Source organism: Hyphomicrobiales bacterium, from assembly GCA_039989895.1.
Taxonomy (GTDB): domain Bacteria; phylum Pseudomonadota; class Alphaproteobacteria; order Rhizobiales; family JACESI01; genus JACESI01.
On record JBDXGY010000006.1, the window covers coordinates 1,123,345 to 1,136,805 of the forward strand.

Annotated in this window: 13 protein-coding genes and 1 tRNA gene; 6 read left to right on the forward strand and 8 right to left on the reverse strand. The window is 46.2% G+C overall.

The window, feature by feature from the left end; translation table 11 throughout:
* Positions 1-115 precede the first annotated feature (115 nt).
* The gene (locus ABJ081_11820; GenBank protein ID MEP6357354.1) at positions 116-874 is read left to right on the forward strand and encodes a DUF2470 domain-containing protein; all 759 of its coding nucleotides are present in this window, start codon (positions 116-118) and stop codon (positions 872-874) included.
* A 16-nt stretch (positions 875-890) separates the two neighbouring features.
* Here the strand turns inward: ABJ081_11820 and ABJ081_11825 are convergent, their stop codons facing one another.
* The 8 genes from ABJ081_11825 to ABJ081_11860 all read right to left on the reverse strand — a co-directional run bounded on the left by ABJ081_11825 (position 891) and on the right by ABJ081_11860 (position 7,921).
* Positions 891-1,244 (reverse strand): DUF971 domain-containing protein, encoded by a 354-nt coding sequence (locus ABJ081_11825; GenBank protein ID MEP6357355.1) that lies wholly within the window; start codon positions 1,242-1,244, stop codon positions 891-893.
* A gap of 126 nt (positions 1,245-1,370) precedes the next feature.
* A complete protein-coding gene (locus ABJ081_11830; protein ID MEP6357356.1) occupies positions 1,371-2,198 on the reverse strand; it encodes a ferredoxin--NADP reductase in 828 nt (275 codons plus the stop codon).
* A 463-nt stretch (positions 2,199-2,661) separates the two neighbouring features.
* Positions 2,662-3,525 (reverse strand): hypothetical protein, encoded by an 864-nt coding sequence (locus ABJ081_11835; protein ID MEP6357357.1) that lies wholly within the window; start codon positions 3,523-3,525, stop codon positions 2,662-2,664.
* Between the two features lie 302 nt (positions 3,526-3,827).
* Positions 3,828-3,912 (reverse strand) — tRNA-Leu (locus tag ABJ081_11840).
* Positions 3,913-3,995: 83 nt separating this feature from the next.
* Positions 3,996-4,469 carry a xanthine phosphoribosyltransferase gene (gene gpt / locus ABJ081_11845; protein MEP6357358.1) on the reverse strand — a complete coding sequence of 158 codons (474 nt, stop codon included), beginning with the start codon at positions 4,467-4,469 and terminating at the stop codon, positions 3,996-3,998.
* Positions 4,469-5,215: a molybdopterin-binding protein gene (locus ABJ081_11850; protein ID MEP6357359.1), complete on the reverse strand. Its 747-nt coding sequence runs from the start codon at positions 5,213-5,215 to the stop codon at positions 4,469-4,471. The genes gpt and ABJ081_11850 overlap by 1 nt, the downstream gene beginning before the upstream one ends.
* Positions 5,216-5,327: 112 nt before the next feature.
* Positions 5,328-7,376: a VWA domain-containing protein gene (locus tag ABJ081_11855; protein MEP6357360.1), complete on the reverse strand. Its 2,049-nt coding sequence runs from the start codon at positions 7,374-7,376 to the stop codon at positions 5,328-5,330.
* The gene (locus ABJ081_11860) at positions 7,373-7,921 is read right to left on the reverse strand and encodes an RNA polymerase sigma factor (GenBank protein ID MEP6357361.1); all 549 of its coding nucleotides are present in this window, start codon (positions 7,919-7,921) and stop codon (positions 7,373-7,375) included. The genes ABJ081_11855 and ABJ081_11860 overlap by 4 nt, the downstream gene beginning before the upstream one ends.
* Positions 7,922-8,058: 137 nt before the next feature.
* Between ABJ081_11860 and ABJ081_11865 the strand changes: the two genes are divergently transcribed.
* The 5 genes from ABJ081_11865 to ABJ081_11885 all read left to right on the forward strand — a co-directional run bounded on the left by ABJ081_11865 (position 8,059) and on the right by ABJ081_11885 (position 13,459).
* The gene (locus tag ABJ081_11865) at positions 8,059-8,778 is read left to right on the forward strand and encodes an FKBP-type peptidyl-prolyl cis-trans isomerase (protein ID MEP6357362.1); all 720 of its coding nucleotides are present in this window, start codon (positions 8,059-8,061) and stop codon (positions 8,776-8,778) included.
* A 64-nt stretch (positions 8,779-8,842) separates the two neighbouring features.
* Positions 8,843-9,559, forward strand: coding sequence for a DNA/RNA nuclease SfsA (gene sfsA, locus ABJ081_11870; GenBank protein ID MEP6357363.1), 717 nt, complete (start codon positions 8,843-8,845; stop codon positions 9,557-9,559).
* A gap of 82 nt (positions 9,560-9,641) precedes the next feature.
* Positions 9,642-10,469 (forward strand): type I methionyl aminopeptidase, encoded by an 828-nt coding sequence (gene map, locus ABJ081_11875; protein MEP6357364.1) that lies wholly within the window; start codon positions 9,642-9,644, stop codon positions 10,467-10,469.
* 13 nt (positions 10,470-10,482) lie between these two features.
* The gene (radC, locus tag ABJ081_11880) at positions 10,483-11,223 is read left to right on the forward strand and encodes a DNA repair protein RadC (GenBank protein MEP6357365.1); all 741 of its coding nucleotides are present in this window, start codon (positions 10,483-10,485) and stop codon (positions 11,221-11,223) included.
* Positions 11,224-11,449: 226 nt separating this feature from the next.
* Positions 11,450-13,459, forward strand: coding sequence for a methyl-accepting chemotaxis protein (locus tag ABJ081_11885; protein MEP6357366.1), 2,010 nt, complete (start codon positions 11,450-11,452; stop codon positions 13,457-13,459).
* Positions 13,460-13,461 lie beyond the last annotated feature (2 nt).

Here is a 13,461-nt window from a genome sequence, read left to right on the forward strand (position 1 = left end):
TGCACCACTTTTTTCAAGATATAGAAAGTGGACGCCTCATCTAAAAAAAATATAGGACGAGAATATTTAAGCTAAGATCGATTACCTGATCATAAACTATCATGTGGAAGATAAAATGAGCCAAGAAGCCAAAAAAGATGTGCTGCGTGAAACAGATGATGAAGCAAGAGCGCTGGCAACCCGCCTGCTGCGCGAGGCACGCCACGCCTCTCTTGCAACCTTAGAGGCAGGTTCAGGCCACCCGCAGGCAAGCCGCGTCACAATGGCGCAAGAGATGGATGGCACACCTATTATTCTTGTCTCCGACCTATCAAGCCACACACCAGCGCTTCGTGAAGATCAAAGATGCTCGCTTCTTATTGGCGAGTTAGGAAAAGGCGACCCCCTCGCCCATGCCCGCATGACTGTGTTCTGTGAGGCTGAATTGCTTGAGCGCGGTTCAAATGAGTATACCCGCGCACGCACCCGCTTCTTAAACCGCCACCCGAAAGCAGCACTTTATGTAGATTTCGGTGATTTCCATTTTTTCCGCCTCACGATTGGGCGCATCAGCTTGAACGGCGGCTTTGGCAAGGCCTATGCCCTTACAGCATCAGACGTGACGATATCAGGTCATAAAGCACTCAGTGAGTTCTATGCCATGGAACAAGGCGTAATTGAGCACATGAATGAAGACCATCTCAGCTCCATCGCTCATTATGTAGCAACCTTGGGAATGAAAAAAGGAGAAGATTGGCGCCTTTGCGGTGTAGATCCTGATGGAATGGACTTGATATCAGGCGATACAATCATGCGTATCCCCTTTCCTCAGCAACTCAAAAGCGCAAATAAAATTAGAGGAATGCTGGTCGCCCTCGCAAAAGCAGAAACTTAGCATAGAGAAGCGTCAATCAGCGGTCGTAACCTTTGTCATCGAGTTCATCGAGATAGCTATTCCAACGCTCTTCATATTCTTCACCAAGCTCACGAAGATAAGCCCAAGAGAAAATACCCGTGTCATGCAGATCAGTGAAAGTAATGCGCACCGCATAATTGCCAATAGGGTCGAGCTTCATAATCTCAACATCACGTTTACCCCAAACCGTCTTGCGCTGTGAAGGCGAATGTCCTTGAACTTCGGCAGAGGGACTGACAACACGCAAATATTCGGCAGAATGTGTATATGACACGCCATCATCGAACACGATCGTTATAGTGCGCTTATCTTTTGAAACACGCAGCTCGCTTGGCCATCCACTCATCACCATTCCCCGTTTCTTTAAAGTCAAAGCGCTATAAAGCACATCCCCCGCATGATCGAAAGACCATACAGGGGAAATATAACGAGTCAGTTTCTATAAGGTCGCAAGCAGCGCTGCTTTTACTGGCTTCTAGCCAACAAAAGCTTTTTCAATCACATAAGCACCCGGCTTGGCATTAGAGCCTTCTTCAAAGCCAGCATCTTCTGCAATTTCAGCAAGCTCTTTCAGCATATCCATAGAGCCACAAATCATGATGCGGTCTTCTTCTGGGTTCAGTGGTGCGCCACCGATGTCCTCAAAGAACTTGCCTGAACGAATAAGATCCGTGATCCGGCCCATGTGGTCAGATTTCTCTTGTGTGGTGGTTGCATAGTGAACCAGCTTGTCTCCAACCAATTCAGAAAGCAGTTCGCTTTCCTCAATTTCACGGATTAGGTCATAGCCATACTCAAGCTCACCTTTTTCGCGTGCTGTGTGAACCAGAACTACCTGTTCGAATTTATCATAGGTCTCTGGGTCGCGGATGATAGAGGCAAAAGGCGCAACGCCTGTACCTGTGGACATCAAAAACAGACGCTTACCGGGGATGAGCGCATCATGAACCAGCGTACCAGTTGACTTTTGACGCATCCAAACAGAATCACCAGGTTGAATTTTTTGAAGCTCGGTTGTCAGCGGGCCATCCGGCACCTTGATTGAAAAGAATTCAATATGACCTTCCCAATTAGGTGATGCGACAGAATAAGCACGCCAAACCGGTTTTTGACCCGGCAGACCAATCATCACAAACTCACCCGAACGAAAACGAAAAGCATCAGGGCGCGCAAGACGGAATGAAAACAGACGATCTGTATAATGTTTGACTTCCATAACAGGCAAATCATAAACACCTTTTGGCACTTCAAACCCGTGGGTGAGTGGCTCAACGATCTCGTCTTTGAGGGCTACATTCAACATTTCTAGCTTCCTTGGGAGGTTTATTCAGCTGAGGGTATTACAGGTTAGATGTATGTTTTCATTGACATATGTCAAGTTTTTGCAGCGCACAATTTAAAACAAAAAAATATACGCACAAGCGCTTCATCAGCAGAATATTTTTCTCAATGCCGATGAAATCACACCAATTAATGTCACACTGGCTAGATATATTGAAAAATGCTGAAACAGCGACCAAAGACAATGAGCAAATATCACTATCAAAATGCCAATGAGAAGAAATTTTTTGCTCTTAAAGAGGGGCGATAGCAGGAAGGTATTTCACTGAAATCGCCATTAATTCGGCGCAAAGCCCATGCTTTAAGAACTCCACGGCTCATTTTGGACGGATAATGGAGCGATTTCAATAAATTAAAGCTTGTAAGTGCGTAGATGATTTGGGCAATCGCACGCTCATCCACATAGTTGGAGAATAACTCTAGCCTTATATATATATGTGAGGAAGATCAGGAGACTTACTTAATACAAAGTTTGTTAGGTTGCTAGTTCCGTGAATCAAGAGGGCACTCTTAGCCAGAAGATGCGCTTCTACAACCACGTCTAGGCCGAGATTAAAATTATCATAAATTTGCCCATTATTTGCTTCGTGGCTGGCGTGCATTTCGCCAAAGTCGCTTCTTGTCGCATTGTATGTAACCACTTGATCACCATACCTACTTTTTACTTTTTCTATGACATAAGACGAGTCTGAGCATGTTAATATCTTGGCGTTCGGAGTTTTTATCAAAGCAGCATCAAGGGCATTAAAGTAGTGTTGCAACGGTAGTTTTGCGAATGAACCCTGACCAGCTTGTAATGCGTCTGATCGTCCATCGAATGCGCCTGGCCCTCGAATATGCAGACCTATATATGGTTGTTCCAAAAACTGCTCACTAAAGGATTGAATTGTCTGCGAAGTCTTTTGGTTCAATCGAATATGCTTTTGTATAATAGCGTAAGGCACTATACGATTGCGCGGAAGTAATACCTTGAGGGCCCCATCATACTCTCTGGGTGTAATAATATTGTCTTTGGTGCGTATAACCTGCGTACCACCCAACAATTTCTCGATTTTAGGTGCTTCACTCCAAATTTTTTTTTTAATTTTGCCAAAATAACCATCTCGCCAAATTGGCTCGAAATAATATAGCCAGGGGTCTTCCTTACGCGCTTTATCACGGTAGCATGACTTCGACCAATCAATGGTGAATCGGTATTTAAATTTATTGGCAAGAAATATTTGCTGCACAACTTCGTTGACGTTGGAAAACATACCGGAAGGGCGTAATCTGAGTATCTTATTTTTCATTTTTGTTCTCGTAGAAAACCGCAATGATGCAGAATTATACTATCTTATTAAGATATAAACTTAATGGGTTAGCAGCGTCAATATATGGTAGGCTATGTGGACTTATACGGTGGCAGGCTACCTCTGATTTAGTCATTGGTTTTTCGACGCTTGCCAAAGAAAACGAAAACTTTAGCATTAAATCAAAAATGACGCGCCCCACAGAGAAATACCGAACTGTACCGCACGCGAAAAAGCGAGTCGGACGAACATCCCTCCCGTTGGAGGCGTTGAGCGATGCGAAGCTGTCGTAAGACAGAAAATGGTGCCCCCTGCCAGACTTGAACTGGCAAGCCCGAAGGCTACGGATTTTAAGTCCGCTGTGTTTACCAATTTCACCAAGGGGGCGGACCGATCGCATGTTTATCAGCCATTGCGCTAAGTGCAAGAGGGGAAAGTAATTTTATCCCCTTATCACACAGGAGGTATCTTTAAGGAGTGACCTTATCCCATGGAAAATAGACCCAAGTGTTCTGGCTTACTTCGCGGGTAAATCTGTCTACTAGTGGTCTACCATCTGGCTTGGCATAAACCGTTGCAAAATATGCTTTTGGCATCATCTCACGCACAGCCCGCGCTGTTTTTCCCGTATCCACCAAATCATCAATAATCAAAACACCTGAACCACTACGACCGGCCTCAAGAACTTGATCGCTCACCGGTTTCAAAAGCGCAATATCACCTTGTTTATTCTCATCATCATAAGACGCGATAGAGATCGTCTCGATATGGCATATGTTCAGTTCAAAGGCCACAATCGCGGCCGGCACAAGACCTCCTCGCGTGATGGCAACAATCACGTCCCATGATCGCAAACTACTTAAACTCTCAGCTAATAAACAGGTGTCACTATGGAATTGCTCCCAAGTAACATGATACCTTTGATCGGCCTTAGCATCACTCATCAGGGCGTTTTTCCACCTAGCTCTTCAATCAGGATGGCAACTGATTTTTCTGCATCAGCCAAGCGCGCTTCATCGCGTCCGCGCATCACAATATTTGTCATAAACCGTCCATCGCGTTTCATCGGATAAGAGCCAATGGAAATATCGTCATAGCGTGCCTGCAGCGCGCCAAGACCAGCAGCAATCGTGCCCTCGCCCTTATAAAAAGGCAGCGTGCGCGAATGGACCACCTCGCCCACTGATAAGGTTGGTCCCACTTCATCCAACATCGCCCGCATGACACTTGGAACACCGGCCATGACATACACATTGCCAATATTAAATCCGGGCGGTGCTGATACTTTATTCAAAATCAACGATGCCCCAAGAGGAATGCGGGCCATGCGCATACGCGCTTCGTTCAGTTCAACACCTTCAGGATATTTCGCCAGCATAATCGCAATGGCATCTTTATTGTGTTCAATACCAACTTCAAAGGCAGTCGCCATCGCATCAGCGGTGATGTCATCATGAGTCGGGCCAATGCCCCCAGTTGAGAAGACATAAGTATATTGGCTTGAGAGTGCCCGCACAGCGTCAACGATGACGTCCATATCGTCGGATACAACACGAATTTCTTTCAAATCAATGCCGATATTGGTTAGAAATTCCGCGATATACCCTGAATTCGTATCTTTCGTGCGACCTGACAAAATTTCATCACCGATGACGAGAACAGCAGCAGTAATGATTGTATTGTCGGCCATAGGTAGTCCTCAAATAGAGTTGAACTCCCACATATCTATCAAAGCTTGAGCTAAATCAAAAGCTGTCTGAACAAACAAGTTGTCCAGACAGCTTCAAAAACGGTGCTCAATATTACTCTTTGATAGAAGTGGCCAATCGCAAAAGCGACAAAAACTCGGAACGATAGCCAAAACGATCATCACTTCTGCCCGCTTGTGCTAGCGCTTCAGCATCTTTAAAGCTCCATTCGCCCAAAAAATCGCTCCCCTGTAAAATCTGACCATAACCCGCAACAGCCGCTGCAAAATTGGCTTCACTTTCAGGAATATCTTGACGATCCCGAGTCACCGGCGTGGTGATAAGCTTGCTCACCGCCTCGCCCGGCAACTTATAGCGTAGCTTCACGAATGCTAATTCATCAGACGATTGAGCTGGTTTCGCTTTGGTGCTTTCTGCCTTCTCGCCATAACGTAATGGATCTACAAGCTGGGACTTAGAGCCAACCGGCGTTACCTCATAAATCGCCGTCACCGTATGACCCGCACCGATGTCTCCAGCATCAACTTTATCATTGTTGAAATCTTCGCGCTTTAACGCGCGGGTTTCATAGCCAATCAATCGATATTCGGAGACCGTTTGCGGATTAAACTCCACTTGAATTTTCACATCATTAGCAATCGAGGTCAGAGACCCAGCCACCTGATCGACCAACACCTTGCGGGCTTCCGATAGAGTATCGATATAGGCAGCAAAACCATTGCCGTTTTGCGCCAAGCTTTGCATCAAGGCATCATTATAATTGCCCCGTCCAAAACCAAGCACCGAGAGATGCGTGCCGCTTTCGCGCTTCTCGCTGATATATTTCTTCAGCTTTTCAACATCGGAAAGGCCAACATTAAAGTCGCCATCGGTCGCCAAAATAACGCGGGCCTTACCCTCATCTGCGGCCATTTTTTCTGCAATCGCATAGGCCTGTTGCAAACCCGCTTGCCCAGCCGTAGAACCACCAGCTGTGAGGTTTTTCAAGCTTGCCAATATCTTGTCGCTCTCCCTCGCCGCCGTCGGCTCAAGCGCCAAACCAGCACTGCCCGCATAGGTGACAATAGCAACCTTATCGTCAGGACGAAGGGTTGAAAGCAGCAAACGAAATGATTGAACTAAAAGCGGTAACTTGTTGGATTGATTCATAGATCCTGATGTGTCGATCAGAAAAACTAGATTATGCTGTGGCACATCAATAGCAGGCGGCGTGAACCCCTTAATGCCAACTTGCATGAGTTTTGTGCCCGTGTTCCACGGCGTTTCCATCACCGAAACACTGGTTGAAAACGGTACATTCGCACTATCCGGCGCCTTATAGGCATAATCGAAATAATTAATCAGCTCTTCCACACGAACCGATTGCGGGTCTGGCAATTGCCCCAGCTCGATAGCAGAGCGCATATAGGAATAAGACGCCGTATCCACATCAATCGAGAAGGTTGAAACTGGCGCGTCAGCAACCGTCTTCAAAGGATTAGGGGCGCTATCGGGAAACTGCTCACGATCAACCCGTGCATCAGTAAATGGCGCTGGTTGGGGTGCAGGCCGTACAAGTGACACATCTGGAGACGAAACAAACGCCTCAGAACTTCGAGCTTTAGATTGAATTTTAGAAGAGACAATGCTTGGAGCTTGTCCGCTCCGCTTAACAGCTTTGGCTCTGTTTTGTGAGGGCAAAGATTTGGCTTTTCTGCTGACGGGAGGAGAGATCGCAATTGGCGCTTCTTGTGCAATTGGCGCTTGTTGCGCAATTTGCACCTCATCCAGCGATAAATCGGCAGAGTCAGATACATCCGCTTCAACAGTGTGATCAATTTGCTCCTGTGAGACACTTTGCAGCGGTAAAAAACTAGTCAAATTTTGTGTCACACCTACGGCTACAATAATGGCAGCGAGGGAGGCGGTTCCTAGGTAAAACTGGCGCGAGTTTAAATTTTGAAGCATGGCAAAAAATCCTTTTGTGATATCAGCCGCTTTTGTGGGCTGCTTATCATTCAGACGTGCCTCAAACTTCGATCCTTGGTGAACCTCATCAAAATTTTCCATCGCGAGCAAAAGCGCCCTCTCCCGCGCCTCACTGGATGGCGCAGGCGTGGCTTTATCAAGCCTGTGCTTCAGTGTTTCAAATTCATTACTCATTGAAGCTTCTCCTCTGACCGTGCTTGTTTTTTTAATGCTTTGCGCACTTCACTCATGCGCCAACTTATTGTGCCTTCACTGACAGAAAGACACGCGCCTGCCTCGGCATGGGTCATTTCTTCCCCTAAAACCAAAGCAAGTGTTTCCTGTAATTCTTGCGGCAAGTGCCCTATTGCCTCTTGAAGCCAGTGTATATCCGCCTTTGTTTCGGCATCCGCCGCATGGCGCAACACTTCAACATCACCCCATCCGACTGCCGCGCGAGCATGTGTGGCCTTGCGCCGCATCACATCACGCCCTTTATTAATCACCACACGATGGAGCCATGTGGTGAATTTTGATTCCCCTCTAAAGCTTTGTAATTTAACGGGAAGTTCAATACAGACATCTTGCGCCAAATCTTCGGCCTCAGCTTGGCTCCCAAGCAGGCGAAATGACAATCTGAAAATCAAATCGTAATGGGTCGCAACAAGCTCGCCAAAAGCGGTGCGATCCCCCGCTTTTGCTCGTTCTACCAGTATTTCATCGCTCGATTTCATATGCATTATAAAAGTTAGACGTGAAAGACAGATAAATCCTTGGTGAGGAAATAGATTTTTTTTTAAAAGTAGAATAACACTAGCGTAAGAAGACTAGGGGCTTGACCTTAGCACACATGATGCTCAACAAAGGAATTCAATTCATGAAGTTTGGACTTATCACAACTGTTGCTGCTGCAGCCATCCTCTTTACTGGATACACAGGCGGAAGCACGCACGCACAAGAAAGCACTGCCGGTAAATTGGAAACACCTGAAGAAAAAATCAGCTACATCATTGGTCGAAACACCGCTGAGCAACTTAAAAGAGATGGTATCGAGATCGATCCAAAAACCTTTTTGCTTGCGATTGAAGATGTTCAATCCGGTACGGAAAGCCGTTTAAGCCCTGAAGAAGTTCAAGCAACAATCGCCGAACTGCAAAAGAAAGTCGCCGCTGAACAGGCTGCCGCTCAAGCAGGCATCTCCGCTGCCAATAAAAAAGAAGGCGAAGCTTATCTAAAAGAAAATGGTGCCAAAGAAGGCGTGACCACTTTGGACAGCGGCTTGCAATATAAAGTTATCACAGCTGGTAAAGATGGCCCAAAACCAAAAGCAACCGACACGGTGACCGTGCATTACAAAGGCACGCTTATTAATGGCAAAGAGTTTGACAGCTCCTACGCAAGGGGTGAGCCTGCAACTTTCCCACTCTCTGGCGTCATTCCCGGCTGGACTGAAGTGGTTCAATTGATGAGTGTTGGTGACAAGTGGGAAGTCTCTATCCCTTCAAATCTCGCTTATGGCCCGAATGGCGCAGGTGAAGACATTGGTCCTGATGCAACATTGAAATTTGATATTGAGCTGATAAAAATCGGCCAATAACAAGGCTCAAGCAATTGGCGTTCTTATGTCGTGAACACTGTTGTTGTGAACATTGTGATTTTTCATGAAGTTTCCGACACCTTTAAAACGCGGAAAACTGGTGCAGCGCTATAAGCGGTTTCTTGCTGATGTCGTCCTTGATGATGGCACAGCAGTTACCGCTCATTGCGCTAATCCTGGCTCAATGCTGGGCTTGAAAGAGCCCGGCTCAACCGTCTGGCTGTCAGAGGCGAATAATCCAAAACGCAAGCTGAAATATGATTTTCAAATCATTGAGGCTGACAATACTCTGGTCGCAATCAACACCAACAACCCAAACAAACTCGTTGAAGAAGCGATCCTAGCCGACACCATCACTGAACTATCAGGCTATGCAAATTTAAAGCGGGAAGTGAAATACGGGGTCAACAGCCGCATTGATATGCTTCTCACAGATGAAGCAAAACCTGACTGCTACGTGGAAGTCAAAAACGTCCATTTATCGCGCAAATCCGGCCTTATGGAATTTCCTGACAGTGTCACAACACGCGGCGCCAAGCATCTCGTGGAATTAGGTGATATGGTGGATAAAGGCCATCGCGCGGTGATGGTTTATCTCATCCAGCGCGAGGACGGAGACGCCTTCGCTCTTGCGCAAGATTTAGACCCTACTTATGCAAAAACCTTTGTTGAAGCAAAAGCACGCGGCGTTGAAGCCATCGCCTATGAATGCCACATCACCCTTGATGAAATTACCGTCACAAAAAGCGTTCCTATCCTTTTTCCTGATTCATCGAGCTAATTTCTCTTAAATTTGGCTGGCATAGCTGGCTGTGTGAGTATAAATATAAACAAACACTAATATTCTCACAAAGCTAAATACCATGGTCACTTATATTGATGCAGCAACTGCCCCTTTGCACAACACAGGCCAAGTGCGTCTTTATCATTCCGACGACTTTGACGCGATGCATGAAGCGGGACAACTGGCAGCCCGTGCGCTCGATCATGTAGCAGAAATGGTGAAACCGGGTGTTACAACGAAGGAAATTGACGATTTCGTCTTCCAATTTGGCCTCGACAATAACGCCGCGCCCGCAACCCTCAATTATCGCGGCTACACCAAATCATCTTGTACATCCATCAATCACGTTGTCTGCCACGGCATTCCAAACGAGAAAGCCCTGCGTGAGGGAGACATCATCAATGTGGACATCACCTATGTGCTGAATGGCTGGCATGGCGATTCAAGTCGCATGTATGCTGTGGGCAAATTAAAACGCGCAGCAGAACGACTGATTGACATCACGTATGAATGTCTAATGCGCAGTATTGCCATCGTCAAACCTGGTGCCACCACCGGCGACATTGGCGCTGTAATACAAGAATATGCTGAAAGCCAAAGATGCAGCGTTGTGCGTGATTTTTGCGGCCACGGGCTTGGGCGGCTTTTTCATGACACGCCCAATATCCTACATTATGGCAAGGCGGGCGAAGGCATTGAGCTGCGCGAAGGCATGATCTTCACCATCGAGCCAATGATTAACATCGGGCGCCCCCATGTGAAGGTATTACCGGATGGCTGGACGGCCGTTACCCGTGACCGCTCCCTATCCGCCCAATTCGAACATTCCATCGGTGTAACAAGCGATGGATGCCGTATTTTTACTGAGTCCCCCAAAGGCTATCACAAGCCACCATTTGATCTTTAAGGCGTGCACGTGAATGGGTGATGATGATCCTGACAAATCTTTGCCCGGTTTTGAAGAAGCAAGACCGCAGACATCCACTGCAAAACCCCATTATGCAGGACACCGCGACAGGCTGCGCGCGCGCTTCGCGGAAAACGGTGCAAAAGCACTGGCTGACTATGAACTCTTAGAACTCATCTTGTTCCGCTCTATTCCAAGACGCGATACAAAACCGATAGCCAAAGCACTTCTGGCACGCTTTGGCACTGTCGCTGAAGCCCTCTCTGCTCCAGTTGAACGCATCACAGAAATCGACGGCATTGGTCGCTCGGTCGCTTTGGATCTCAAAATAATACAAGCAGCCGGCCAGCAACTCGCGAAAGATTCAATCAAAACAAAAACCATCCTCTCCTCATGGTCAGAACTGCTCGCCTATTGCCACACCGCCATGGCCTATGAGACCAAAGAGCAATTCCGTATTTTGTTTCTTGATAAGAAAAATCAATTGATCGCAGATGAAATACAGCAGGTTGGAACCGTAGATCATACGCCTGTCTACCCCCGCGAAGTGGTTAAACGCGCGCTTGAACTCTCGGCCACCGCTGTCATTCTTCTCCACAACCATCCCTCAGGCGATCCAACCCCGTCACAAGCCGATATTTTGATGACCCAAAAAATAATCGAGGTCGCCAAACCGCTTGGCATTGCCGTTCACGATCACATCATCATTGGCAAAGAGGGACACACGAGTTTGAAGGCTCTGCGGTTTATTTAAAATACCACCAAACCTTAAACTCCAGATCGAATGTAATGTCCTAGTGGACCGTTTGGCCGCTCATAATTGTTTCTGTACATTTCCTCAGAACATTAAGCATTTATTCACCTAAAACATCACAATATGCAAAATATTTTATCAATACTTGTTCTTTAAAATGGCCACATCTGTCTCCTTTGACTCTTGGTCATTCAATGACCAACGGGTTTCGTCAAAGGTGGCCTTAATGCATATCTCCCAAAAATTAAAATCTATCGACACAGTCACATCTAGTGGCTCTACCTTATCTAAATTGCGAATTGGTATGCGCATCAACCTGATGTTGTTTGTCACTATAGCTGCCGTAGCATTTCTTAGTGTCGTTTATTTTATTGGCGAACAGAAAACGAACCGCGCCCTTTCAAGTCAATCTCAAAATACAGAAGTCTCTCATTTGGTCCAAAAAATGGAAATTGGAACACTACAAATGCGCAGGAGCGAAAAAGATTTCCTTCTGCGGCGTGATGAGAAATACATTAAAAAATATAATACAGCGATCCAATCTGTCGATTCTGCATTGTCACAAATAGCCAAGATTGCAACCACAGAATCCGTTGAGAACAATGTGAAACGCCTTAGAGCTGGCGCTGAATTGCACAACAAACAGTTTCATAAAGTAGTACAATTGCATCAAACACTCGGATTGGATGAAAAATCAGGACTTCAAGGCGAGCTCAGGCAAGCGGTCCATGGAGTGGAGAGCAAACTCAAAGAGCAAAAGCTTGATTCCTTAATGGTGAAGATGCTGATGATGCGCCGCCATGAGAAAGACTTCATGCTGAGAGGACAAGACAAATATATAGGCCGCATTGATGAGCGCCGGGAGGAATTCAATTTACTGCTTAAAGAATTTGCTCTGCCTAATCAAACACAAGTAGAGCTTGGCACTTTGATGGATAGTTACCAAACAAAGTTCAAGGCCTTTGCGGAGACGGCTTTACTGCTTAAGCCTGAGACCAAAAAATTGAGCTCAATTTTCGCTGAAATGCTGCCTGATTTCTTAGCAATTTCTGAAACAGCACAAACTGAACTGAGCAATGCCAAAACGAGCTTAACTCAAGCTAAAAAGAACACGAGAACACTATTTTTAGTATCCGGCATTCTCACTCTTATTGTTGCCATAGCTCTCGCTTTGATTATCGGAAAGAGCATTACCAACCCTATCACCAAATTGACAAAAGCTATGCAAACACTGGCTAATGGCAATACTGAGATTGAAGTGCCAGCTATCGGACAAAGCGACGAAGTCGGTAAAATGGCAAGTGCTGTTCAGATTTTTAAAGATAATGCAATTGAACGGGTCCGTCTTGAAATTCAAGCATCAGGAGATGTTGCAGGTCGCGAACAACGGCAGCAAACCGTCGACAATTTAATTGTTGAATTCCGCACTGCCGTCGATAAAAGCCTTTCATCTGTAACGGCCAATACTCAGACGATGACGTCAACTGCAAAAGCATTGACCGATACTGCCATAGACACGGGTGAGAGAGCATCGAGTGCTGTTGAATCATCGAACGAATCCCTTTCCAATGTCCAAACAGTTTCTGCCGCAGCAGAGCAACTTTCTGTTTCAATCAGCGAGATTTCCCGACAGGTTGTTGAAACTGAAAAGATGGTGAATGAGGCAACAAACGCCTCACAAGATACAACTGTAAAAGTAGCAGATCTCTCAGATTCCGCTTTAAAAATAGGAGATGTGGTATCGCTCATATCCGATATTGCAGAACAAACCAATCTTCTGGCATTGAATGCAACAATTGAAGCAGCGCGGGCTGGAGATGCTGGCAAAGGTTTCGCTGTCGTTGCATCAGAAGTTAAGGCACTAGCAAGTCAAACAGCGAACGCGACAGAAGAAATTTCACAACAGATCAACACCATTCAAGGGTCCACGAATGATACGGTTGGTGCAATCAACGTCATTGCTAAGAAGATGGCAGATGTAAATCTTAGTATCAGCTCAATTTCATCTTCTGTAGAACAACAGGGGCTTGCGACTGGAGAAATTAGCCAGAGTGTCAATCAAGCAGCAGGCGGCACTAGCAAGGTGGTTAAAAACATCGGAGGTGTTAATTCGGCCGTGGATGACATCACAAATTCAGCCACTCAAGTCACATCCGCAGCAACCATGGTCGACGAAGAAGCTCAACATCTCAATAACATTGTCGGGCAGTTCCTCACAAAAGTTGCTGCTGCCTGATA